Origin of the sequence: Sphingobium sp. 15-1 (assembly GCF_013375535.1) — a bacterium.
GTDB classification, from domain to species: Bacteria; Pseudomonadota; Alphaproteobacteria; order Sphingomonadales; family Sphingomonadaceae; genus Sphingobium; species Sphingobium aromaticivastans.
On record NZ_JABXJG010000003.1, the window covers coordinates 281779 to 306525 of the forward strand.

The 24747-nt window shown below is 61.0% G+C and carries 23 protein-coding genes; 16 read left to right on the forward strand and 7 right to left on the reverse strand.

Annotated features, from left to right (window positions below; genetic code table 11):
- Window positions 1-95: 95 nt before the first annotated feature.
- Window positions 96-1241 (forward strand): TetR/AcrR family transcriptional regulator, encoded by a 1146-nt coding sequence (locus HUK72_RS24315; protein WP_176599113.1) that lies wholly within the window; start codon window positions 96-98, stop codon window positions 1239-1241.
- A 65-nt stretch (window positions 1242-1306) separates the two neighbouring features.
- On the opposite strand, the gene HUK72_RS24320 is transcribed toward HUK72_RS24315, so the two are convergent.
- The 3 genes from HUK72_RS24320 to HUK72_RS24330 all read right to left on the reverse strand — a co-directional run bounded on the left by HUK72_RS24320 (window position 1307) and on the right by HUK72_RS24330 (window position 4792).
- Complete coding sequence (locus tag HUK72_RS24320) at window positions 1307-2968, reverse strand: IS1634 family transposase (protein WP_176599105.1); 1662 nt, start codon at window positions 2966-2968, stop codon at window positions 1307-1309.
- A 332-nt stretch (window positions 2969-3300) separates the two neighbouring features.
- Window positions 3301-3618: a 2Fe-2S iron-sulfur cluster-binding protein gene (locus HUK72_RS24325; protein ID WP_176599114.1), complete on the reverse strand. Its 318-nt coding sequence runs from the start codon at window positions 3616-3618 to the stop codon at window positions 3301-3303.
- Window positions 3619-3628: 10 nt separating this feature from the next.
- Window positions 3629-4792, reverse strand: a complete 1164-nt coding sequence (locus tag HUK72_RS24330; protein ID WP_176599452.1) for a cytochrome P450 — start codon at window positions 4790-4792, stop codon at window positions 3629-3631.
- Between the two features lie 234 nt (window positions 4793-5026).
- On the opposite strand from HUK72_RS24330, the gene HUK72_RS24335 reads away from it, so the two are divergent.
- Window positions 5027-5734, forward strand: a complete 708-nt coding sequence (locus HUK72_RS24335; RefSeq protein ID WP_176590679.1) for a MerR family transcriptional regulator — start codon at window positions 5027-5029, stop codon at window positions 5732-5734.
- On the opposite strand, the gene ribB is transcribed toward HUK72_RS24335, so the two are convergent.
- Both ribB and HUK72_RS24345 read right to left on the reverse strand, forming a co-directional pair.
- Complete coding sequence (gene ribB, locus HUK72_RS24340) at window positions 5731-6855, reverse strand: 3,4-dihydroxy-2-butanone-4-phosphate synthase (RefSeq protein ID WP_176590680.1); 1125 nt, start codon at window positions 6853-6855, stop codon at window positions 5731-5733. The two genes, HUK72_RS24335 and ribB, sit on opposite strands and share 4 nt — an antisense overlap.
- Complete coding sequence (locus HUK72_RS24345) at window positions 6842-7648, reverse strand: DUF2889 domain-containing protein (RefSeq protein ID WP_176590681.1); 807 nt, start codon at window positions 7646-7648, stop codon at window positions 6842-6844. Before HUK72_RS24345 ends, ribB begins: the two co-directional genes overlap by 14 nt.
- A gap of 106 nt (window positions 7649-7754) precedes the next feature.
- Between HUK72_RS24345 and HUK72_RS24350 the strand changes: the two genes are divergently transcribed.
- Window positions 7755-8417: a TetR/AcrR family transcriptional regulator gene (locus HUK72_RS24350; protein WP_176599115.1), complete on the forward strand. Its 663-nt coding sequence runs from the start codon at window positions 7755-7757 to the stop codon at window positions 8415-8417.
- Between the two features lie 9 nt (window positions 8418-8426).
- On the opposite strand, the gene HUK72_RS24355 is transcribed toward HUK72_RS24350, so the two are convergent.
- On the reverse strand, window positions 8427-10019 hold the full coding sequence (locus HUK72_RS24355; RefSeq protein ID WP_176599116.1) for a class I adenylate-forming enzyme family protein: 1593 nt from the start codon (window positions 10017-10019) through the stop codon (window positions 8427-8429).
- A 187-nt stretch (window positions 10020-10206) separates the two neighbouring features.
- Between HUK72_RS24355 and HUK72_RS24360 the strand changes: the two genes are divergently transcribed.
- Genes HUK72_RS24360 through HUK72_RS24375 form a run of 4 tightly spaced genes read left to right on the forward strand, consistent with a single transcriptional unit; the run spans window position 10207 to window position 14502 of the window.
- Entirely contained in the window at window positions 10207-11361 is a 1155-nt protein-coding gene (locus HUK72_RS24360) for an LLM class flavin-dependent oxidoreductase (RefSeq protein ID WP_176599117.1), read from the forward strand.
- A 37-nt stretch (window positions 11362-11398) separates the two neighbouring features.
- Window positions 11399-12499 carry an LLM class flavin-dependent oxidoreductase gene (locus tag HUK72_RS24365; protein ID WP_218036273.1) on the forward strand — a complete coding sequence of 367 codons (1101 nt, stop codon included), beginning with the start codon at window positions 11399-11401 and terminating at the stop codon, window positions 12497-12499.
- A 60-nt stretch (window positions 12500-12559) separates the two neighbouring features.
- A complete protein-coding gene (locus HUK72_RS24370; protein ID WP_176599118.1) occupies window positions 12560-13654 on the forward strand; it encodes a zinc-binding dehydrogenase in 1095 nt (364 codons plus the stop codon).
- A 41-nt stretch (window positions 13655-13695) separates the two neighbouring features.
- On the forward strand, window positions 13696-14502 hold the full coding sequence (locus tag HUK72_RS24375; RefSeq protein ID WP_176590686.1) for an SDR family NAD(P)-dependent oxidoreductase: 807 nt from the start codon (window positions 13696-13698) through the stop codon (window positions 14500-14502).
- Window positions 14503-14514: 12 nt separating this feature from the next.
- Here HUK72_RS24375 and HUK72_RS24380 read toward each other — a convergent pair whose 3' ends face one another.
- The gene (locus HUK72_RS24380) at window positions 14515-15159 is read right to left on the reverse strand and encodes a carboxymuconolactone decarboxylase family protein (RefSeq protein ID WP_255325995.1); all 645 of its coding nucleotides are present in this window, start codon (window positions 15157-15159) and stop codon (window positions 14515-14517) included.
- 119 nt (window positions 15160-15278) lie between these two features.
- Between HUK72_RS24380 and HUK72_RS24385 the strand changes: the two genes are divergently transcribed.
- From HUK72_RS24385 to HUK72_RS24425, 9 genes are all read left to right on the forward strand, one after another.
- Complete coding sequence (locus HUK72_RS24385; RefSeq protein ID WP_176599119.1) at window positions 15279-17738, forward strand: TonB-dependent receptor; 2460 nt, start codon at window positions 15279-15281, stop codon at window positions 17736-17738.
- 54 nt (window positions 17739-17792) lie between these two features.
- On the forward strand, window positions 17793-18245 hold the full coding sequence (locus HUK72_RS24390) for a nuclear transport factor 2 family protein (protein ID WP_176590689.1): 453 nt from the start codon (window positions 17793-17795) through the stop codon (window positions 18243-18245).
- A gap of 4 nt (window positions 18246-18249) precedes the next feature.
- Window positions 18250-19086 carry an enoyl-CoA hydratase/isomerase family protein gene (locus HUK72_RS24395; protein ID WP_176590690.1) on the forward strand — a complete coding sequence of 279 codons (837 nt, stop codon included), beginning with the start codon at window positions 18250-18252 and terminating at the stop codon, window positions 19084-19086.
- A complete protein-coding gene (locus HUK72_RS24400) occupies window positions 19086-19856 on the forward strand; it encodes an enoyl-CoA hydratase-related protein (protein WP_176590691.1) in 771 nt (256 codons plus the stop codon). Before HUK72_RS24395 ends, HUK72_RS24400 begins: the two co-directional genes overlap by 1 nt.
- 65 nt (window positions 19857-19921) lie before the next feature.
- Window positions 19922-20452, forward strand: coding sequence for a flavin reductase family protein (locus HUK72_RS24405; protein ID WP_176590692.1), 531 nt, complete (start codon window positions 19922-19924; stop codon window positions 20450-20452).
- Window positions 20445-21623 carry an acetyl-CoA C-acetyltransferase gene (locus tag HUK72_RS24410; RefSeq protein ID WP_176590693.1) on the forward strand — a complete coding sequence of 393 codons (1179 nt, stop codon included), beginning with the start codon at window positions 20445-20447 and terminating at the stop codon, window positions 21621-21623. The genes HUK72_RS24405 and HUK72_RS24410 overlap by 8 nt, the downstream gene beginning before the upstream one ends.
- A 16-nt stretch (window positions 21624-21639) precedes the next feature.
- Window positions 21640-22401: an SDR family NAD(P)-dependent oxidoreductase gene (locus HUK72_RS24415; protein WP_176590694.1), complete on the forward strand. Its 762-nt coding sequence runs from the start codon at window positions 21640-21642 to the stop codon at window positions 22399-22401.
- Window positions 22402-22414: 13 nt separating this feature from the next.
- Window positions 22415-22924 carry a nuclear transport factor 2 family protein gene (locus HUK72_RS24420; RefSeq protein ID WP_176599120.1) on the forward strand — a complete coding sequence of 170 codons (510 nt, stop codon included), beginning with the start codon at window positions 22415-22417 and terminating at the stop codon, window positions 22922-22924.
- A gap of 249 nt (window positions 22925-23173) precedes the next feature.
- Window positions 23174-24607, forward strand: a complete 1434-nt coding sequence (locus tag HUK72_RS24425; RefSeq protein WP_176599121.1) for a DUF6880 family protein — start codon at window positions 23174-23176, stop codon at window positions 24605-24607.
- Window positions 24608-24747: the final 140 nt, after the last annotated feature.

Below are 24747 nucleotides of genomic sequence, written 5' to 3' on the forward strand. Positions count from 1 at the left end.
GGGAATCCAGTTTGATGCTTTATGGTCAGTCCTCACCGTCGACGCAAGCTTGAGATATGCTAGAGACTCAAGCGATTTCCGACTATGATAGGCCGATGGGATATCGCGTCGCCGAAAAAACAAAGCTCAATCTGATCATTGCGGCGGAGGAATTGGTCGCCATTCATGGACTAGGTGGTGTTTCCGCCAGGGAGATAGCCAGACGCAGCGGCAAGAAGAATAATGTAGTTGTCCAGTATCATTTCAACTCAATCGACCAGCTTTACGACGAGGTCGTCAAGTTCAGAATGGCACAACTGGAGGCCATTCGAGCTGCCCGCGTGATCGGCTGCGATCTCGATGATCTTGGCATCGACGAGTTGGTCGCGCTGGTTTGCCTGCCCCATCTTCAGATCCGCGATAGCGATGGCCGTTATTCCTACGCGGCGTTCCTGTGCCATTATCTGAGTTTCAGCCAGCCCGCGGCGCCCGATCAGCGCCACACGCAGGTGTTCGAGATGATGCAGAATATGGGCATCTATCGTGATGGCTGGATGGCGGGCACCGCGCCCGCGGCGGCGCCATGGGACATCACCAAAGCGCAGAAGATTGACCTGACAAAGCGGAAATGGGAACTTTATCAGGTCTCAAAGGACTTTTCGCAGTCGAAGGATCTGGCGGCGGCCCAACCCGACAAGCTCAGGGAAATGCAGGCCCTGTTCTATGCAGAGGCGGAAAAGGCGAAGATCCTGCCGATCCATGGCATCATGGACGGTGCACAGGGCCGCCCCTCTCTGGCGGAAGGGCGGACCAGCTTCACCTATCATGCGGGGCTGACGAGGGTGCCGGAAAATACCGCGCCGCATGTCATCGGCCGGTCCTTCGACATTACCGCCGACATGGAGATTCCGGCGGGCGGCACGACCAACGGCGTCATCGTCACGCAGGGCGGCCGGTTCGGCGGCTACGCCCTCTATGTGAAGGATGGAAAGCCCGTATTCCACTATAACATGACCAATGACATGCAATATCGAATCGCGTCGCAGACCGACCTGACGCCGGGCAGGCATCAACTGGTCATGCACCTTGTGCTCGACAAACCCGAACGCGGATCGGGTGGCGTGGTGACGCTGCTGCTGGATGGTGAGGCGATCGGCAACGGCCGGGTGGAGCATACGCACCGCGCCTGGATATCGAACGCCGAAGGTTTCGATGTGGGTGAGGCCCAACTTGAACACCGCATTTCAAAAAGATATTTTTAATCAATATGTTGTGCGGTCGCGCGCGGTCCTTAGCACCACATGGGAGCTTTGCGCGTGAGGGCAGCTTATGCGGTTGGATTTTCGTGGATGTTGGCTGGCAGAGCGACGCCGGCGGCCTGGAACACCGCGCCGACCATGCCGGCCGTAGGTGTCCGGATTGTGATGTCCTTGCCGTCCTTGTGGAGGGTCACTTTCTGCAGACGGTCGAGATCGTTGAGCAGCGGCTGCCATTCCGGCTTCAGGTCGCGGGCCGCGCAGAGCCGGGACAATTCATGGGATAGTAGCAAGGCCATGAACGAGCAGAAGACATGGCCGCGGATGGCTGCGTCGGATTGATGGAACACGGGCCGCGTGTCGTAGGTAGCCTTGGCCTTGTAGAACAGGTTTTCGACCTGAAGCAGGTCACGATAGCGGATCACCGCCTGCAAGGGCGTGATTTTGGTATTGGTGCGGATCACGCTGATGCCGTCGAAGCGCGCCTCATCGGCCAGCTTGCCGACATCGACCTCGAAGCTGGCGCCCTTGTCCTTGCCGCTTTTGCGCAGATACCGGCGGTAGGCCGAGTTTCCGACCAGCGCCTTGTCCCCCTTCTTGAGCTGGACCTGGAGGGCATCGATGATCGCCTGTCGATCGGCCTTGTCTTTCTTCGCCTCTTTTTCGTTGAGGGTGACGATGTAGCGCGGAGCGTCGCTCCCTTTCCCGATGCGCACTTCCTTGATCAGAAGTTGTGTCTCGCCAGCCTGCCGGTCGAGCGCCAGCGGCACCATCGGCGCGGCGTCATTGAGAACGATGTCGCGCACCATGCTGTCCGACCGCTCACGGGCGCCCAGGATATATTCCATGCCCTGCGCCTCGAGCGCGGCAATGGTCTCCTTGCTGATCATGCCCCGGTCAGCAACGACGCAGGCACGCGTGACACCAAAGCGGGAGCGCAGACGCTCGACAATGGGCAGCAGCACGGTCACGTCGGCGGTGTTGCCGGGCACCATCTCCGTGCAGATCGGGCAGCCTTGCGCATCGACCACCAGCGCCAGGATCATCTGCGCCAGGTCAGGCCGATAGTCTTTGGAATAGCCTCGCTTGCCCAGCGTCTCGCCACCAACGCCGTAGAAGGACAGCGAGGTGGTGTCCATGAAGACGAGGCTGAGGTCGGTGAACAGATCGCGCCGCCGAGCGAACAGCCTCTCCTCGATCTCATCCTTCACGCAGCGCGGTGCCAGCGCGCCTTGCGCCTTCTCCTCGAGTTCCTCGCCCAGCCAGGCCATGGCGCGGTAGAACTGGTGCAGGGCAAGACCTTGTGCGCCATCGATCTGGTAACTCTGCATCCAGTCGAGACAGGAGCGGTCCGAACCCGAGACGAACAGCTGGTGCAGCGTCGCCACGAACACCGCCCGTTCGACAGCAAAGCCGAACTGGCGGTCCTGGAGCAGATCCTCCAGCACCTCCGCAATCCCAAGCCGCTCCCACAGTCGGCCAAACAGGAGCGGACCGCCAATACGTCGGGCGTCAAGATCCGTAGGATTGTTGTCGAGCGCGCTCAGGACCATGGCCCGCTCGCTGAAACGGCCGATCGAGGCAATCAGGCGATCGAGATCACCAGCGGCAAGGACGGCGTCCTTGCGACCAAGGTTGCGGATGATATGTTGCTTCGTGCGCCCGCCTTCGCGGACATTCTCCACCAGGTAGAGATAGGTGTAGCCCTTGATGGTCTTCTCGCGCACGAACATGAGCGAATAGCACCGCAATTATCGGCACAGAGTCAACAAAATAAGGACATATGGCAAAATTATTTAGCACCACATATTTTTCGCGCGGAAATGCGGCCTACTGTATTTCAATGACTTGCCGATGATCGTTCGGCATCCGTTCCGCATCAGGTGTTCAACTTGGGTGAGGATACGCTGACGCCGATAAACGACGACTACAAGATTTCGGAGAGTCGCTTCAACGCAAGGCTTGAAAGCGTGCGCATCGATCTCAAATGACCAATTGGGGGAGGGGCTTGCTTGAAGCAACGCCTCCCCCCTATAGATCTAATATATAGACCTAATATGAGGTGCTAATCTTCGGGGGCGATCGTAAACGATAATCCCTCCATATGCCTGTCCACGATCAATTGGCATGCGAGCCGTGACGCCGAAAGGCGGGATGAAGAACTCTCAAGCAATTCATCCTCGTCCGCAGATGGTGGCGTGAAATGATCCGACCAGTCGTCCTGGACATAGATGTGGCAGGTCGCGCAAGAACAGCATCCGCCGCACAGCGCGAGCAATTCATCGACGCCGGCGCTGGGGATGCCTTCCATAATGCTCAGCCCTTCCTCGACATTGATGGAAGAGATTCGGCCGTCGCGCAGCGCGATATGGATCATCGGCATGATCGCAACCTCACGCCGGCCAGACGAGGGGAACATTGTCGACGGCAGCGACAATACCGGAATGATAGGCCGGACTTTCCCCGTCCTTGAAGCCGAAACTCGGTATCCGCTCGAGCCATTCCTCAAGGGTCACGATCACCTCCATGCGGGCGAGATGCAGACCTGCGCAGCGATGGGGGCCGCCGCCGAACGTGCTGTGTGAAATGCCACGCCTTTCGAGATTGATCCGCCAGGGATCAGGATTTAGCGTTTCGTCCAGGCCGTGCAAGGCGGTGGGCAGCAGGATCATGTCCCCGCGCTTGAGGGAAAGTCCCTTATATTCCTGATCCTTCGCCACCATGCGCGCTTCCGACACGACCGGGAAGCGGCGGAACATCTCCTCCGCGCTGCGCATCAGGGCGAGACTGTCCTGGCGCAATTCATCCACCAACGCGGGGTTCTTCGCCAGGTGGATCATCATGAAGCTGAGGAAATTAACGACGGTGTCCAGCCCGCCCAGAAGAAGCAGCGAGATCAGTCCCAACGCCTTGTCATGGCTGATCGGTGCGCCGTTGATCTCGGCATTCACCATGATGGTGATGAGGTCTTCGCGGTCGCTTCCCCGTCGCGCATGGATGATCGGTTCGACATAGGCGAAGAAGCCGTCATTGCCCGCTTGCAGGTCCGTCGCCATTTCTTCGGGCGTATGGCCTTCGGGCCGCGTCATCATGCGGGCATAGCGGCTGAGTGTCGGCACATCCTCCATCGGAAGATCAGCGAGCGCCATGAACACCTTGACCGGAAAAACATTGGCATAGTCGGCCGCAAAGTCGCACTCGCCCTGCGCGACGAAGCCTTCGATCAGTTCGACCGCGATGGCGCGGACCTTGTCCTCCACCTTGCGAATCTGGGCCAGGCTGAGGCCCTTGTCGAGCGCCTTCCGATAAGGCGTGTGCTCGGGCGGGTCCATGCGGGTGGGCACCATCTGATATTTCTCGCCGGCTTCTTTCGGCAGGAAAATCACTTCGCTCGAAAAGCGTGAGGGATCGCTATAGACGTCACGCACAGTGTCGCCGTTGGTCGCGATCCAGTGGCCGCCGGTAAAAGGTGTCCAGACAAGGTCGGGGACGCGCGGCTTCTGGATGCTCTTCCAGGCCTCGTGATAGCCCTGCTCGATCCCGTCCAGCGCATACATGTCGATTTCATACACATGATCGTCGGGCACATGGGCCGGTTTTGCCGCGCGGCTGCGTGGGGGAGGGGCGGTGCGGTCGTCGGATATCGTTGCCAAGGCTGCTCTCCTGTCGCTGGCCGATATGGCAATATCAGCGTTGTGCGTGTAAGTTACACGCATGAACGGGCGCCTGCAATGATTCTTTCAACGCATACGTTGATATGCAATGGCGGTGTTGAGGGAGATGCTTTGCGGATGAAGATGCGCGAACTGGAAGAGCGGACGGGCGTGGACCGGGAGGTGATCCGCATACTCATCCGCGAAGGGCTGCTGCCGCAGCCGGAGCGCCCCGCCCGGAACGCGGCCGAATATGATGAAAACCATGTGAGAGGCATTGCCGCGGTCCGCGAGCTTCAGAAAGGCGCGCGGCTGACGATCAAGCAGATCAAGGCGCTAATGAATGGGGATGGGGGTCAGCCGCTTGCTCCAAGTTCGCCCTATGCGCATCTTGAACAACTGCTCTCACACCGCTTCGGACTCGATACTGCGCCGACCGTATCTCTGGCGTCGCTCCAGCAACGCCATTCCGCCGCCGAGCGTGACGCCCAGGCCTTTGCGCAGATGGATATGCTCGACATGCGGGAAGGAGCGGATGGCCCCGAACTCAGCCTGCCCGATGCGCGCCTTGTCGAGATATGGGGCCGCATCCGTGAAGCCGGTTTTGTGGATGAGAATGGCTTCCCGCCGGAGAATATTGCCTTCTACAAGGCGTTGGCCGAACAGGTCGCGGCGCATGAAGCAGCGATCTTCTTCAATGCCAGCGATGGCCGGATCGAAGAGGAGAAGGCGGCGGCGATGCTGCACACCGCTCTTCCCCTGATGCTCGATTTTTTCGGTCTGCTGCGTATCAAGGCGTTCATGCGGCTGGTCAATGCCGCAACCAGCCCCGATGCGGCGGCCTAGGACACCAGCCGCACGCCATTTTCAACCAGCGGGCGCTTGGCGACGACGGTCAGCCCGAACCCTTCGAGCGCGGTCAGCTTGCCGGTGCTGGAGGTCAGCAGCACCATCTCGCCGACGCCCAGATCCTGCAGGATTTGCGCGCCGATGCCATAGTCGCGATAGCCGTGCGTGTCGGCATAGGCCTTTCGGTTGCCCTTGATCCGTTCCGAGATCGAGGTCGGACTGGGATCCCGCACAAAGACGGCCACGGCCGGGCCATCATAATTGGCCAGTTCCCTGAGCGCGGCGGGCACATAGTCGCGATGAGCGGCCCGCCAGCCAAGGACGTCGGCGGTAAGGTCGAGTTGATGGACGCGCACCAGCGTGGGACGGTCTTTGCTGGGCGTGCCGCGCACCAGCGCGACATGCTCACCGCCATCGATGACGTTGCGATAGACGATGATGCGAAAGTCGCCATACCAGCTTTCGAACGGCGCTTCGGCGACCCGTTCGACCAGCGATTCGAACCGCCGCCGATAAGCGATGAGGTCGGCGATGGTGCCGATATTCAGATCATGTTCCTTGGCGAATGCGATCAACTCGGGCAGCCGGCTCATCGATCCGTCATCGTTCATGACCTCGCAAATGACGCCGGCCGGCGTCAGGCCCGCGAGGCGCGAGATGTCGACCGCCGCCTCCGTATGGCCCGCGCGCACCAACACGCCGCCGTCGCGCGCGGTCAGGGGAAAGACGTGGCCGGGCGACACCACGTCCCGCGCGCCCTTGGTGGGATCGACGGCGACCGCGATCGTGTGGGCGCGATCATGGGCGGAAATGCCGGTGGTCACGCCCTCGCGCGCTTCGATGGAGACGGTGAACGCCGTTCCATGGCCGCTTTCGTTGCGCGGTGCCATGGGCGACAGGCTGAGCGTGCGGGCGCGCTCCTGCGTCATGGCAAGGCAGATCAGGCCGCGCGCATGCTTGGCCATGAAGTTGATGATGCGCGGCGTTGCAAACTGCGCGGGAATGATGACGTCGCCCTCATTCTCGCGGTCCGGCGCATCGATGAGAATATAGGGCAATCCGTTGCGGGCGTCCTCGATGATGCGCTCGATCGGTGCGATGCCGTCAACTCGGGTCATGGTCATATCCTGATAACAAGCGGGAAATATGGTCGGGAAGCGGATGCGGGAGGATGCCGTCCGTGACATCCCGCACATAGCCGACATGGCTGGTCGCGGTACGCCATTGCTCGCCGGCATAGCTGTAGCAGGCGTCCTCCATGTCTTCATAGGTGGTCAGGGGGACAGGGGCGGCATCGACGATATGGCGCCGGCCCCGCGCGACCCAGATACCGCGCTGGAGCATGATGGCGGCTTCGAGGTCGTCACCCTGGAAATGGGTCCGAGCGCTCGCCATGAAACCCCGCATCAAGGGCATGCCCGCCAGAGGCTCCGGCGCGATGACGGTGGAGCCTGATACCAGCCAATTGTGGATCGGCTTCCCTGCCTTCGCGATTTCGATCCGGAAAGGGGTTCCGTCATCGTCCTCGACGCGGATTTGATATTCGACACGACGGCCCACATTTCCGCTATGTGCGACCCGCAGGCTCCATGCGGCAAGGTCGGAAAGATGGGTGCAGTTCTGGACGCGGTCGAGAGTGGCGATCGCGGCCTGGCTTTCGGCCTGAAGAGGCAGGCCGACCAGTTTGCGCAAGCCGGCCGCCGATCCACGGCAACTGGTTGCGGGGCCTCGGCTGATGTCCGCTTCGACCGCCTCGATCCGCTGTCCATCATGACGCAGAAGGATCCACATGGCATGATGGCTGTCATCGATCGTGCCCAGAACGGCGCCGGGCAGCGCATAAAAGCGCAGCAGGCGACGATAGCAGCCCGACCCATAGTCCGGGTTCAAGGGGAAGCGTGCAAGTGTCATTCATCCTCTCCAGCCCCATCATATCGAAGCCTGTCTATTTTATCAACATCTACGTTGACGTTGTAACGTTGTTGAAAGTCGTACCCTTTCCATGCATCGTGCGCCCATGACGCAAACGAGCAATATTTCGCGCCGCCGGCGCACCAAGCAGGCCAAGGGTGGCGCAGATTATGAAGCCAAGCGCGCGGAACTGCTGCGAATCGCCGCCGAACTGTTCAAGGAACAGGGGTTTCAATCCACCCGGCTTCTGGACATCGCCCAGGCGGCGGGTCTGGACCGGGCGACGGTCTATTATTATGTCGGCAGCAAGGAAGAACTGTTCCACGAGACGGTGGAAGGGGTGCTCGACGCCAATATAGCGGTCGCCCAACAGTTGATCGAGGACGACAGTCTAAGAGCGATTGAACGGCTGAAAAAAATCTTCGTCTCCCTGATGGTCAGCTATGAGGAAAATTATCCCGCGACCTTCGTCTATATTCAGGAGCAGATGCATCAGGTTGCGGACGACGAAACCGCTTGGGCGCAGGACATCATGAAGAAGACCAGACAGTTCGATCAGATGCTGATCGGCTTTATCGGCGATGCCATCGCGCAGGGCGATCTGCGTGGCGATATCCCGGTCCGGCTGGTGGAGAATGCCCTGTTCGGGATGCTGAACTGGACCCACCGCTGGTTCGTCCCCGGCAAGGGCATGACCGGGCAGCAGGTCGCCGAAGCCTTCTGGTCGATCTTCATCGGCGGCATGGTGCCTGCCGCCGCCAAGGTCTGACCTTTCGGATCATTTCAGCCTTTCGCGCAGCGCGCGTTTGTCGATCTTGGTTGCCGACATCGGCCAGTCGGTCGCCTGCATGAAATATATGGCTCTTGGCACCTTGTAGCTGGCGATCCGTCCGCGACAATGCGTGATCAGCGCCTCCTCGCTCGCTTCGATCCCCGCTTCCAGTTCGATGAAGGCGACCGGGACTTCGTCCAGTCGAGGGTCGGGGCGACCGACAACTTCCGCGGTCTTGACGGCAGGGTGGGTGCAGAGAAAGGTTTCGATCTCGATGGCGGCGACATTTTCGCCGCCGACCTTCAGCATATCCTTGTGGCGTCCGCCGAACACCAGGCTGCCGCCCGGCAGACGCGTGTAGAGATCGCCGGTTTTGAGCCAGCCGTCGGGCGTAAAGGCTTCTGCCGTCTTTTCCGGCGCCCCCCAATATTCGTCCATGACATTGAAGCCGCGCACCAGGATTTCGCCGAGCGTGCCGTCGGGAAGATCCTCTCCGGTTTCCGGATCGACGATCCGCACCTCGACTCCTGGACAGGCCTTGCCATGGGTCGCGGATCGCGATTCGCGGCTTTCGTCAGGATCGCACATGGCAAAAAGTCCGGCGGTTTCCGTCATGCCGCACCCCTGAATCACCTCGGTATGGGGCAGTGCTGACTGTACCGCGTCGACGAGCGTGGGCGGCGCGATGATGAAAAGCTGGTTGAGCGCACCCAGGCGGGCAGGGTCGAAATCGGGATGGCCCATCAGTCCCTGCACGATGGCAGGAAACCACGGCCATGCGAGGGTCGCGCCCTCCTGATACATGAGTTTTAGACTGCGTCCCGGTTCGAAATAACTGTCGGTCAGAAATGTCCCCGCCACGCCAACCGTGCCGATGAAGGGAGCAAGGGTGCCGATATGGAACAGCGGGCCGCAGCCCCAGACGACATCGCGCCCCGCAGCCTTCAACCGATGGCGCGACCGCTCGACAGGGCCGCGGGTCACGGCTTCGTGACTGAGCACGCAGCCCTTGGGATGGGCGGTCGTGCCGGAGGTGTAGATGATGATGGCGGGGTCCCGCACGCGGACCTGACGGCGCAGCGTTTCGATGGTGTCCGCAGGAACTTGGTCGGCCGGGCGGGCGAACGACTCGAACGATTCGAATTCGGCATCGCCCTCGCCGCGCATCAAAATGCGGTGCTGTAGATGAGGCGCCGCTTCACCGGTGAGCGCTTCGCGCAGCACTGCCGGGAAATCGACGGGATCGCTCGCATGCCGGCTGGTGAGCAAGGCGACCGCTTGCGCATTGCGGATGATATATCCCAGTTCAGTTGCCTTGTGCCGCGCATTGAGCGGCACGGCGACGGCGCCGATCAGGGCGATGGCGAACAGGCTGATCGCATATTCGCAGCTATTGGGAATCAGGATCGCGACATGATTGCCGCGCTTTACATCCTTTGCGATCAACGCCTTCGCAACGGTTTGCGCTCGATCGAGCAACCCTTTGTAGCTGATGCGTTCGTCCGGCAGAACCAGAACATCGCGCGCCGGATGCGTTTCGGCGGCGCGCAGCAGGAGGTCGCCCAGCGTAGATACCTCGGTGACGATGGAGCCCGTCATATCATTCCTCTTCCCGTTCTTCTGCTGTGCCGCACGGCATCCGACAACGCTTATGGGAAAAAATTTCGCCATTCGTCAACACGTGAGTTGACAACTTGCCCGGAAAGGGTTTGGATTAGGGCGTCGACACAAGATCAACCTGATGTCGCGGTAGGGACCGCGACCCCATTTTTGGGGCGGAGAGGCTATGAAGTTCCATCTTATGCAAACCGGCGTCGTCGGACGCCGCAAGGAAATCGAGGCCGGCATGGCCGGCCAGCGGCCCGAACTGTACCAGCGTTTCCTTGAGGAAGTGCGCGGCTATGTAAGGCTGGCCGATGACCTGGGTTATTACGGCTATTGCCAGCCCGAACATCACCTTCAGATCGAGGGTTTCGAGGCGAACAACCATCCCGGCATGTTCAGCCTGTTCGTCGGGCAGAACAGCAAGCGACTGCACGCGGGAACGATGGGCTATACGATGACGACCCATAATCCGGTCCGAGTCGCGGAGGAACTCGCGACGCTGGATCATATGTTGCAGGGACGGCTCTATTGCGGCTTCACGCGCGGCTACCATGCCCGCTGGGTCGACGCCTATGGCGCCAAGGAGGGCGTGAGCGCGACCACGCCGGACAATGTCAAGGCACGCGACCAACAGGATGCCCGCAACCGCTCGCTCTTCGAAGAAGGCGTGCGTGTCGTGAAGAAGGCGTGGACGAGCGACGTTTTCAGCCACAAGGGTGAAAACTGGCAGTTCCCGCCGGAAGGGGGCTCCACCGGGCATCCGGCCTATGCCAAGTTCGGCAAGGGGCAGGATGAAAACGGCATCGTGCGGGAAATCGGTATCGCGCCCCGCTGCTATCAGGCTCCGCACCCGCCGATCTATGGCGGCTTCGCGGCTTCGGGCCGGACGATCGACTTCTGGGCTGAGGAGGGCGGCAAACTGATTGTCCTGTCGGATAATCTCGATTTCTGCGAATCGCTCAACAATCGTTATATCGCGACGGCTGCGAAGAATGGCCGTGAAGTGACTTCGACCGACGCGTCGGCATGGGGCGGTTTCCTGATGCTGACCGACAGCAAGGATCGCGCGGCCGAACTGATGCGGGAACATATGTGGTTCTGGGACGAATGGTTCATCCCGCTCGGCCAGCGACCGCCCAACGTCCTGATCGGCACCGCCGACGAAATTGCCGACCGGATCGGCGAGGCGCATGATCGCCTCGGCTTCAACGAGCTGTTCCTGATGTTTGGCCAGGGCCATCTGGAACCGGAAGCCAATCAGGAAGAGCTGGAACAGTTCATCAGCAAGGTCGCCCCGCGCTTCTCGACCAAGAATGAGAATGGTGTGTTCATCTGATCGAACCGCGCGATAAATATTCAAGGAGAGTTATATCATGGCGATGCAGTGCGGGATCTTCATGACCCCTTATAACCCGCCGAGCCGCACGGCGCGGCAGGTGTTCGACTGGGCGCTCGACATCGCCCGGATCGCGGACGAGGCGGGCTATGCCGACTTCATGATCGGCGAACATTATACGCTGGGCTGGGAGAATATCCCGGTTCCCGAAGCCATCATCGCGGCGTGCGCGCAGACGACGAAGCAGATCCGTTTCGCGCCTATGGCGCACTTGCTGCCCTATCATGACCCGGCGACGCTGGCGGTCCGTATCGGCTGGCTGAGCCAGGTGATGGAGGGGCGCTATTTTCTGGGCGTGGCCCCGGGTGGCCACCATACCGACGCGATCCTGCATGGCTTCGACAATATCTTCGAGCTGCCGCCGCGCCAGATCGAGGCGCTGCACATGATGGAACGGGTGTGGGAGGGGAAACCCTTCCTGGAAAAGGGCAAATATTATCAGGCCGGTTTCCCCGGCCCGGACACCATGCCCGAATATGACGTCATCATTGCCGACAACAGCCCCTATGGCGGTCGCGACAAGCTGGAAATCGCTGTGACCGGCCTGTCGCAAAGCTCGTCGTCGATGAAATTCGCGGGCGAACGCGACTATTCCCCCATCTCCTTCTTCGGCGGCACGCCGCAGATGAAGGCCCATTGGGAAACCTGGGCGAACGCGATGGAATCGCAGGGGCGCAGGCCCGATCGCAAGCGGTACAGGGTATGTCGCGACGTCTTCATCGCCGACACCGATGCGGAGGCCAAGCGGCTGTTCCTCAAGAGCGGCCTGATGCAGACATGGAAACATTATCTGAAGGAAATCTACATCAAGTTCGGCCTGTTCAACGGCATCATTGCAGATTCCGGCAAGGACGTGACGCCCGAGACGATCGATGAGGATTTCCTGGCCGAGCATGTCGTCTTGTGCGGATCGCCGGAAACCTGCATCGAAAAGCTGGAGTCGCTGGCCGACAAGGTCGGTGGCTGGGGCCAGATCGTCTACAACCAGCATGACAGCATCGATGATCCCAAGCCGTGGGAAGAGTCGATCCGTCGGCTGGCGACCGAGGTGTGTCCCAAGGTCCGCATGCCGAACTGAGGATGATCGGGGGCAGGCGCCCGGTCAAGGCGCCGCCCCCCTGCTTGCAGGAGAGAAGGCATGGCGACGGGCCGCGCGACCGTGTTGGTCGAACCCAACAGACTGGAAACCTGGGACGTCCCCGTGGTCGATCCGGAACCGGGTGGTGCGCTGGTGCGCATCGTCCTGGGCGGGGTATGCGGCAGCGACGTCCATATTACCACGGGCGAAGCCGGGATCATGCCTTTTCCGATCATCCTGGGGCATGAAGGGATCGGCCGGATCGAGAAGCTGGGCGGGGTTGAGACGGATTATGCCGGCGTGCCGGTCAAGCCCGGCGACCTCGTCTACTGGTCGCCCATTTCCATCTGCAATCGCTGCTATAGCTGCAATGTGATCGATGAGACGCCCTGCGAGAATTCGCAATTTTTCGAGCATGCGGAAAAGCCGAACTGGGGCAGCTACGCCGATTATGCCTGGCTGCCCAATGGCCTGGCCTTCTTCCGTCTGCCCGACGGGGCGGACCCGCTGGCGATTGCGGCGCTCGGCTGCGCCCTGCCGACCGTACTGCGCGGATTCGATCGCTGCGGGCCGGTGAAGATGGGCGAGGCCGTCGTGGTGCAGGGGGCAGGGCCGGTCGGCCTGTCCGCCGTGCTGGTCGCAGCACAGGCGGGTGCGCGTGAAGTGATCGTCATCGACGGGTTTGACAAGCGGCTGGACGTGGCCCGGTCGCTGGGCGCGACGGCCACCATTTCCCTGCGCGACAGCGCGGAGGAAAGGCGTCGCAATATCTATGATCTTACTGGTCCGGCCGGGCCTTCGCTGGTGGTCGAGGCGGCGGGTGTGTTGCCGGCCTTCCCCGAAGGCGTCGATCTGGCCGGAATCCATGCGCGCTACGTCATATTGGGCCTGTGGGGGGCGATCGGCACGCAGCCTATTTCGCCGCGCGACCTGACGACCAAGAATCTGACCCTCGCGGGCGCGACCTTCCCCAAACCCAAACATTATTATGAGGCCATGCATCTGGCCGCGCGGCTGCAGGACAGGGTGCCACTCGCCGCGCTGGTCAGCCATCGGTTTGCGATCGAGGATGCGTCCGCCGCGCTGGATGCAGTGCACAAGGGCGACGTCATCAAGGCGGTCATCGATCCGGAATGCCGCGCATCGGCGCGATAGGCGGTCTGCAAGGCAACGATCAGCAAGACAGGAGAAGAGATTTGGGCAATCGGCTGGACGGAAAGGTCTGCATCGTCACCGGCAGTGGCAGCGGCATGGGCCGCGCCTGCGCAATCGAGATGGCGGCGCAGGGCGGGCGGGTGATGGTCACCGACGTCAACGAGGCATCGGCGCGCGAGACGGTGGACAGCATCGTCGCTGCGGGCGGCGACGCGGACATGTTCGTCTGCAACCTACGCAAGGGCGACGAGATCAAGGCGCTGATGGGCTTCACGGCGGAGCGCTTCGGCGGGATCGACGTGCTGCACAATAATGCGGCGGTGCATGAGACGGACCTGACCGAGAAGACCTCGATCGAGGAGCTGCCCGAAGAGATTTGGGACATCGTCTATGAGATCAACCTCAAGGCGCTCTGGCTGACGACCCGCTATGCCGCGCCCTATCTCAAACAGTCCAAGCTTGGCCCCGCCATCGTCAATGTCGCCTCGACGGGCTCGTTCGTATCCTATCCGCAGGCAGGGGCCTATTGCGCGACCAAGGGCGGGGTTCTGCTGCTGACCAAGGCGACGGCAGTGGATCTCGCGCCCTATGGCATCCGCTGCAACTGCTATTGCCCCGGCGCCATCGACACGCCCATGCTGCAAAAATATTATGAGGCGGCGCCCGATAAGGATGCGATCATGTCGGTGCTGACCGGCGCGCACCTCATCCCGCGTCTGGGCAAGGTCGAGGAAATTGCGAAGCTGGCCTGTTTCCTGGCGTCCGAGGACAGCTCATTCATCAATGGCGCATCCTATGTGATCGACGGCGGGACGCTCGCCTGGCGCGGGATGCGCGCCGCCGATTGAGGTGGGGGGCGCTCAGGCGACGCCGGCATGGGCCGGTGTCGCCTGAGCCAGTGCCACGCATTCCCTGATCGCCTTCCTGCCGGCACCCAATGTGACGGCATTCTTCAGGTGCAACCGCAGGCCCGGCATGAAGATGTGGGTCGGCATCGCATCGGTCGCCAGCGCGACCAGTTCCTTGACCTTTGCGCGAACCGTGCGGCTTTTCCAGGGAACGCTGCAATAGTCGAAGAAGGCTTCGAACTGGTCTGTGGACAGCAGCAGCATCGAGCGAAGGAAGCCGGGCAATTCCGCCTCCATCGCCAGCCAGAACGGATCGTCGCCGACACGGGCGTCCCAGATGGTCTGTTGCTCTGGCGTCAAGACCTTCTCCAGACCATGTCCCGCAAGCTCGGCCTGCTTCACGATGATGGCAGAGCTGACCATCAGGGAGTGAACGCCGAGTCCGGAGACAAGAGAGACGATCTCCTGCACCTGCGTCGGAGAGGCGCCCGTGCGGAAGGCGCCCTTGACCGCAGCCTCTATGTCCATCTGGTTGAGGCAGGGTAGGGAGGTGGCCAGTCCCAGCGACACAAAGGCGCGCTCCTGGGCGGACAATGAATCGCCTTCGGGCGCATTGAGCGCATCCAGCAGGGCTTCCAGACCATCTTCACGAAACAACGACAATCTCCTCTCCATTTATCGTCAACTTATGTGTTGACACTCCATATTTCGTATGTCAACTCATGCGTTGACAAGAGGCCATTCTGAGTCTCGGTTGCAAGAAGGAGGAGGATATCATGAGGGCAATTGGAATGCGCCGCATCCACGCGGTTTCACTGTTACTGGCAAGCACATTCATCGGCGGATCGCTCTGGTCGGTAAAGGCAAATGCGCAGGAAGAGGCGCCCCAGGAGGGGGTTGCGAGAACCAGCCTGGACGATATCGTCGTGACGGCGCGTCGTACTTCGGAACGTCTGTCCGATGTCCCGGTTTCGGTCGCCGCGCTGAGCGGTGAGCAATTAGCCGAGCGCCGCATCCTGAGCGACGCCGACCTCCAGTCCGCCACACCGGGCCTCACCATCCGCCAGACCAATTCTTCGAACCAGATCAGCTATTCGCTGCGTGGTCAGTCGGTCGATGCCTTCTCCTTCGCAGCACCGGCGGTGTTGAACTATGTCAACGAATTCAACGCGCAGTCGACATCGTCGAGCGCCTTTTTCGATCTTCAGTCGATCCAGGTTCTGAAAGGGCCGCAGGGCACGCTGTTCGGCCGCAATGCCACGGGTGGCGCGGTGCTCTACGAAACCCAGAAGCCCGAGGATGATTTCGGCGGCTATCTGCGCCTGAGCTACGGCAATTACGACAACAAGCTGGCGGAAGGCGCGATCAACATTCCGGGCGAGGTTGTCGCTGGACGCCTCGCCATGCAATATCAGAAGCGCGACGGCTATCAGCACAATCTGCTGCTGGGCACGCGTAACGCCTCGGTCGACAATTTCAGCATTCGCCCGACCATCCGGATCAAGACCGGCGGCTTCACCAACACGACCGTCTATCAGTATAATTTCTCCGGCGGCGTCAGCGCCGGTCTGCGTGCGACCAACTATTATGGCGTCAACGGCAGCACGGGTGCGGCCGGCAATCCGCTGAACAATTATGTCAATGGCCAGCCCGTTTCCAACAATCTCAATTACGGCCTGCCTTCCGCGACCCTCTATCCTGACGGCATTGCGTCGTCGCTGGATGGCGGCGCGGCGTTTGCGCAATTCGGCTTCTCCGGCCTTCCCAGCTTCATCGACGCGCAGAAGAATTACGGCTTCTACGATATTTTCAACAACCAGACCGGCCGGCATCGCGCCCGCCAGCACATGGTCACCAATACGACGACCTATGAATTCGACAGCGGTATCCAGATCAAGAATGTCTTCGGGTTCAACCATAGCCGCTCGCGCGACAATACCGATGTCGACGGAACGCCGTTCGAGCCGCTGAACATCGGCTTCGGCGGGGGCACTGGTCCGAACAATCCGGGCAATCCCAATGTCGGCGGTCCCACGATCGAAGGCTATACCTATGTCCAGCGCCAATTGTCGGACGAATTGCAACTGTCTGGTAAAGCTGGCCGACTCAAATATATTGCCGGTCTCTATTATTTCAAAGGTAAGGACTATCAGCGGCTGCCCTTGGCCTTTGCACCCGATTATAGTCCAGCGCTGGGCGACAATCTGGGCTTCTTCCTGCGTGAATATACCAACCGCACGGTATCGAAGGGCGCCTATGCCCAGATCACCTATGCGCTGACCGACGCCCTGAACGTCACGGCAGGTGGTCGCTACACTTGGGAAAAGTCGATCTACAAACCCGCCGATCGCGTCGCGGGCAGTTACGACCCCTATTATGACGACTTCAACACCAGCCTGGGCGTCACCGGCGGCACGCTGAAGGCGAGCAAGCCGAGCTGGCAGGTCTCTCTGGACTATAAGGTCACGCCCGAACTGATGCTCTATGCCGTCCATCGCGGCTCGTGGCGCACTGGCGGCTTCAATGGCACGGCCGTCAGCGCCGACGCCAATGGCAATATCATTCCCAACTCGTTCAAGCCTGAAACCACCTATGATTTTGAGGTGGGCGCCAAATATAATGGCGATCTGGGCGGCATGCGGACGACCTTCAACATTGCCGTCTACGATCAATATATCAAGAACGTGATCCGGGCGATCTATCTGGGCGTGGCGGCGGTCAGCGGCAATGTGGAGCGCGCCCGCGTCTCCGGTGTCGAGGCCGATGCCTCCATCCGTCCCACCGACTGGCTCCAGATCGGTGCGACGCTCGCCTATACCGATGCGCGCTACACGCGGAATACGGCGACGGTTGGCAACACCGTCGTGCTGTTCGGCCCCTATGGCGACACGCCAAAATGGACCGGATCGGCCTTTGCCAAGGTGGAACATGAGCTGGGCGACGCCGGCACCGTATCGCTGCGCGGGGATGTCTACCGCCAGAGCAGATTCTTCTACTCGAACGCGGCCAACACGATTTTGCCGGGCACCGACATCAAGGGGTACACGCTGGTCGATCTGCGCGCCGAATGGGCGAATTTCTCGGGCACCGGCCTTGGCGTCGCGGCCTATGTGAAGAACCTGACCGACAGGAAATATAATGTCGGCGGCTTCGCGCTGGGCGCGGTCAACGCGATCAATTCCGTCCTGCCGGGCCTGCCGCGCATGTACGGGCTCGAACTCAACTATAAATTCTAAGAAATCCGGGCGCCGGGCGCAGGCCCGGCCCCACGCTTTACATGGGGTTGGAATATGGATGACGTAAGCAAGGTCGTGGAACAGCAGGCCATCGAACGCATGATGTTCGACTATTCCTACCATCTGGACATGAACCATCCCGATCAACTGGCGGCGCTGTTCGTGGAGGATTGCGAGGTCAGCTACGCGCCCAATTTCGGCGCGACCGGCATGGAAGCCTATAAGAAGACGCTCGAAGGCATCGGCGCCTTCTTCAGCGGCACGAGCCATCACAATAGCAACATCACGGTCGATTTCATCAGCCCGACCGAAGCGGACGTCCGCTCGATCGTGCTGGCGATCCACCGCTATGTGAAGGAACGCCCGGACGGCATCCTCTATGGCCAGTATTTCGACCGCGTCGTGAAGGTCGACGGCCAATGGAAGTTCAAGCGCCGCGAACTGCGCACGACGATGACCACCGACTATCATGTGCGAGCGTCCAATCCGATCGGCCGGGCGGCCTAGTGCCATGACCGATTACCAGACCATCAGGTTGGAGCATGAGGCGTCGGTCAGTTGGATCGTGCTGAACCGGCCGGATGCCGCCAATGCCCTGTCGCCGCAACTGCTCGACGAATTTTCCGACGCGCTCGAACGGCTGAAGGGCGAGGGCGCGCCGGTCATCGCGATCCGGGCGGAAGGGCGGGGTTTCTGTGCCGGCATGGATCTGGGCAATTATGGCGGCGATGACAGCGGGCCGCCAGACATCATATCCGACCGCGACCGCCTGCACCGCAATGTCGAGCGCTGGCTGGCGATGTGGGACCATCCCAAGCCGGTGATCGCCGCCGTGCATGGCTATTGCCTGGGCGTGGCGGCGCAGATGTGCGTCTTCACCGACATCACCATCGTCGCTGACGATGCCCGCATCGGTGAGCCGACCATTCCGATCGGCGGCGGCTATGTCGCGCCGACCTGGGTCAGCCTGGTCGGCGCGAAGCGGGCCAAGGAACTCGCCTTCGTGCCCGGGAACTGGATCGACGGGCCGACGGCGGTGGAATGGGGCTGGGCCAATCATTGCGTGCCGCTGGCGGACCTCGTCCCCTCGGTGCGCAGCCTTGCCGAACGGATCGCCTTGATCCCGCCAGAAGTGCTGCGCATCAAGAAGCTGTCGATCAATCGCGCGGCGGAGGCGGCGGGTTTCCGCCAGGCTCTGTCCGGCATCGCGGAGATGGACTCGCTGCTCCATCTGGCGCCCGCCGTGCTGGAGGTACGCGCCCGCATCAAGGAACGCGGCCTCAAGGCCGTGATCCAGGAGTATAAGGTGCCGCCAACGACACCGCTGACCATCACCGAGGAGCAATAATGGCAGACGTCGAATTTTCGCGCGAGGGCAATGTCGCCCACGTTCATCTCAACCGGCCGCAGGGACTGAATGCCATCACGCAGGAGATGGACGATCTCCTGCTCGACGCCTGGACGACGATCAACGAAGACCCGGATATCTGGTGTGCGATCCTCTCGGCCGAAGGGGAGAAGGGCTTCTGCATCGGCGCCGACGTATCGGGTGGTGCGGAGCGCAAGACGCGCATGGCGCTCGGCGGCGGGCTGACCGGCATCGGCGGTCCCTGGGTGCAGCTCAGGAAGCCGTTGATCGCCGCGGTGCAGGGCTTCTGCGTCGGCGGCGGCTTTGAGCTGGCCATGTGTGCCGACATCATCGTGGCGGCGGACACGGCGCAATTCGGCCTGCCGGAAACCAAGGTCGGCATCATCGGCGAATGTGGCGTCGTTCATCGTGCGGTGCGCCAGTTGCCCCATCATATCGCCATGGCGATGATCCTGACCGGGGAACGGATCAAGGCGGACGTCGCCGAGCGTTTCGGCCTGGTGAACGAAGTCGTGCCCTATGCTGATCTCGCCGCCGCGGCGCAGAAATGGGCGGGCAAGATCACGGCTGCCTCGCCACTGGCCAACCAGGCGGCAAAGGCGGCGGCACTTGGTCGCCTCGGCCATCCGCTCGAGGTGGCGTTGATGACCCGCTTCGAGGAAATCGAGCAATATGCCGAAAGCGCCGACAAGCGCGAGGGCGAGGTCGCCGCGGGCGAGAGGCGCAAGCCCGTCTGGACCGGCCGCTGAGCTGTATGCGGCAGGGCAGGGACATGCCCTGCCGCACCGGCATTATCACAGCGTGAGAAGGCATCATGTCAGATAGTCAAACAGTCGATCCCAAGCTCTATCGGCAGGTGCTGGGCCAATATCCCACCGGCGTGTGCGTCATCACGGCCATCGGTGAGGATGGTGTGCCGATCGCCATGGTCGTGGGGTCCTTCACATCGGTGTCGCTCTCGCCGCCGCTGGTCGGCTTCTTCCCCGACAAAGCGTCCAGTAGCTGGGCCAAGTTGCGCTCGAGCAGCCATTTCTGCGTGAACATGCTGGCGGCGACGCAGGAGCATGTGTGCCGGAAGCTCGCGTCGAAAGACCCGGACAAATTTTCCGGCACCGCGCACAGCCTGTCCGACAAGGGCATTCCCTTGTTGCATGATGTCGTCGCCCGGATTGAATGCGACATGCACGACATTACCGACGCAGGCGATCATGAGCTGGCTCTTGGGTTGGTCCGCTCGCTGGAAATCGTATCGGACGCGCCTCCGCTCCTCTTCTGCCAAGGTGGCTATGGGAGCTTTTTGCAAGCGTCGCCTCACGCGCAACAAGGAGTGAAGTGCATTGGCTGAACCCGCCTATATCGTCGATGTCGTGCGTACAGCCGGAGGACGGCGCAAGGGCATGTTCGCGTCGCTACATCCCGCCGATCTGGGCGCCGCCAGTGTGGACGCCCTTCTGGCCCGAACGGGGATCGCTCCGCAGACAGTGGATGATCTCATCTTCGGGTGCGTCAGTCAGATTGGCGAACAATCCAACCATCTCGCCCGTCATGTCGTGCTGGCGTCCAAACTGCCTCAGTCGGTGCCGGCAGTGACGATCGATCGCCAATGCGGGTCTTCGCAGCAAGCGCTGCATTTCGCCGCGCAGGCTGTCATGTCCGGAACGCAGGACGTGGTGATCGCGGGTGGGGTCGAACATATGACCCGCGTGCCGATGGGCTCGCCCTTTCGTCTGCCGGCCGAAGCGGGACTGGGCGTCGGTCCCCTGAGCGAGCGGATCCAGCAGCGCTATGGGGTAAAGGCCTTCAGCCAGTTCATCGGCGCGCAGAGGATCGCGGACAAATATGGCCTCGACAGGGATGCAATGGATCGCTTCGCGCTGGAGAGCCACAGAAAGGCGGCGCAGGCACGTGCGTCGGGTGCCTTCGAGCATGAAATCGTCCCGCTGAGCATCGACCTGCCGGACGGACAAAACCTGTCGTGCGATCGCGACGAAGGAATACGCGAGGACGCTTCGCTGGAGGCGATGGCTGCCGTCGCGCCGATCCTGGAGGGCGGAACGGTTACGGCGGCGAATGCGAGCCAAATGACCGACGGCTCCTCGGCGGCTTTGATCGTCAATGAAAGCGCGCTGCGCCGCCACGGCCTGACGCCAATCGCCCGCATCCACGCCATGGCGGTGACAGCGGGCGACCCCGTCGTCATGCTGGAGGAACCCATCCCGGCGACGCGCAAGGTGCTGGAGCGGGCAGGGTTGTCGCTCGCGGACATCGATCTGTTCGAAGTCAATGAAGCGTTCGCGTCCATTCCCATGGCCTGGCTGGCGGGTATCGGCGCGGATCCTGCGAAAATGAACGTGAACGGCGGAGCGATTGCGCTGGGCCATCCGCTCGGCGCGACGGGAACCAAGCTGATGGCGACCCTGGTTCATGCCTTGCGCGCTCGCGGCAGGAAATGGGGGCTCCAGACCATGTGCGAGGGCGGCGGCATCGCCAATGCGACGATTGTCGAGGCATATTAAGGACAAAAGGGGCAAAATGGATATTCACGGCATTACGGCCATCGTCACGGGCGGCGCGTCGGGGCTTGGCGGCGCGACGGCCGCACGGCTGGCGGAGCGGGGCGCCAAGGTCGCCATTTTCGATCTCAACGAAGCGGCAGGCCGCGCGCATGCGGAGGCCATTGGAGCGTCCTTCCATAGCGTGAGCGTGGCCGATGATCAGGGCGTCGCCAATGCCATCGCCAGCGTGCGGTCCGAACTGGGCGTCCCCCGGTTGCTGGTGAACTGTGCCGGCATCGCCCCGGCGATCAGGACGGTCGGCAAGGATGGTGCGCCCCATCCACTGGATACCTTCCGCAAGGCTATCGAGATCAATCTGGTCGGTACCTTCAACATGATCTCCAAATTTGCGGTCGCACTGATTTCTGCCGATCCGATTGGCGAAGAGCGCGGCATCATCGTTAACACGGCGAGCGTCGCCGCCTATGATGGCCAGATCGGACAGGTCGCCTACGCGGCGTCTAAGGGCGGGGTTGTCGGAATGACGCTGCCGGTGGCGCGCGACCTTGCCCAGCACAGGATACGGGTGGTCACTATTGCACCCGGCATCTTCCTCACGCCTATGCTGATGGGCCTGCCTCAACCCGCACAGGATTCGCTGGGACAGCAAGTTCCGCATCCAAGCCGGCTAGGCAAGCCGGCAGAATATGCGCAACTTGTCGAAAGCATCGTGACCAATCCGATGCTGAATGGCGAGACGATTAGGCTGGACGGAGCGATCCGCATGGCGCCGCGATAGACAGGAGACGATGATGAGCGATCTGGAACTGCGTATCCGACGGCTGGAGGATCGGGCCGCGCTGGACGATCTCAACGTCCGCTATTTCCTAGCCTGCGACAACGATGATTATGCTGGGATTGGAGATATCTTCTCCCGGGAAGCGATTTTTGCGACCTCCGGTAAAGTGGCTGCCACTGGACGGGACACGATTGTTGAGTTCATCCGGGTTTCGCGAAGTCATATGGGGTTAACCGTACATACGCCTCATTATGGACTCTATACCTTCATTGACGATGATCATGTCCAAGGTTTGGTTGGAGTTCATCTGGAACTCGTCCTTGGGGAAGAGACTCTTTTTGGGGCCGTGCGGTACCAGGACGAGTATCGCCGCACTGAGGACGGTTGGCGTGTCGCCAGCCGCAATATGCGAACCATTCATATCGCGCCTTGGTCGCAGGTGGGGCAGTCTCTGCTGTCTGACACGCCCGTCCGCTGGCCGGGCGTGCAACCCCTGCCAAGCGACTATCCGCGGCAGCGTTAAGCATCCCGCTTTTCCTGCGATCGTTGAAGATTCTTTTCGCAATCCGCAGTGGTTGAAAGGCAGCTATCCACCGTTTGCATCTTAAAGGAGACTGACCGGAATCGGCCAGCTTTGAGGTGCGTGGACTGGATAGCTGCCCTTCCGGATCTGGAGATCGAAAATGGGTCCCTGTACGGCAAAGAAGGGTCGACGGTCGCTAGGTAGCGCATCCCCCATTGACCGAACCGGGCACCTCCGCGAAGAAACGCCATGGCTTCTTCCAAGACCCTGAATGTGGAGAATCTTGCGGCATTGGGTGCCGCTAGGCTGGCTGAGTTGCTTATCGACTTGGCAGAGGGCGACGCGGCAATGAAGCGGCGCTTGCGGCTTGAACTCGCCAGCCAAGGCGGCGGTGCCGACGTCGCGGCGGAAATTCGCAAGCGTCTTATCTCGATCGCTAGATCGAGATCATTTGTGGATTGGCAGAAGGTTAAGCCGCTCGCTCGGGATTTGGATACGCAACGGTCGGCGATCATTGCCCATGTTGCGCCAACCCAACCGATGGAAGCCTTCGAACTGTTGTGGCGGCTGCTGGATATGGCGTCATCGATCTATGAGAGATGCGACGATAGCAACGGCACCATCGGCAGCGTCATGGGACAGGCTCTAGACGATATGGGTACCGTGGCTAGCCAGACCGGGCATGATGCTGCTTGGCTAGCGGATCGTGTCTATGACGGCGTGCGTTCGAACGATTACGGCCAGTTCGATGGACTGATCCCTCTGGTCGCACCGGCGTTGGGCTCCGACGGGCTGGCGATTCTGAAGGCAAAGTTTGAAACGCTGGGTTCCGAGCCGCCAACCACGCCAACCGAGGATGATCGCAAGATCATAGGCATTAGTTCACGCGGTCCCATCTTCCAGGATGATTATGCTTCGCAGCGCCACGCCCTACTGGTGCAAAGCGCGCTTGCCGAAATTGCCGACGCATTGGGTGATGTTGATGGCTATGCCTCGCTTCATTCTGAGGAGGAACGTGCCAATCCGGCAATCGCCGCAAGGATCGCCGAGCGCCTGTTAGCCGCCGGTCGTCCGGCAGAGGCGTTGGCTGCACTGAAGCGAGCCAGCCCCCAAAATCGCGGCGGTGGTCGCTGGCCCGATTGGCAAAGGGTCAGGATAGACGCTCTGGAGGCCTCAGCCATGCTCGAAGATGCCCAACGCGAACGATGGCAGGTCTTTGAGCAGAGCCTGCATTCAGATTATCTCAAGGCCTTTATCAAGCGCTTGCCGGATTTTGACGATGTGGAGGCGGAACGCCGGGCGCTGGACTATGCTCGTCAGTTTCCCGATTTTCACCAGGCGCTGTCCTTTCTGATCGAATGGCCTGCCCTTGGCCAGGCGGCCGAATTGATCCTTACACGCCATCAAGAACTGGATGGGGACCATTATTGGCTTCTCTCGCCGGCGGCAGAGGCGTTGGAGCAACGTCATCCGTTGGCGGCAACGCTGCTCTTACGCGCAATGATCGGCTTTGCGCTCGATAAGGCCAGATATAAGCGATATCCCCACGCCGCACGGCATCTTCAGACATGCGAACACCTCGCCAGGAAGATTGATGTATTTGACGATCACGAGGATCATGAAGCCTATGTAGCATCGCTCAAGGCTCGACACGGGCGAAAAAGCGGCTTCTGGAATACGTGACCGGATTTGGGAAGATCGGCTTTGCCACGCGGTCGCGTTTCTGACTTGGATGACAGGTTCCCTGTTTTCGTGCTCATATTAACGGCCGCTTTGAAGAAAAACAAATCGCATTTGAGTAGCTGGAATGGGTCGATATTTGT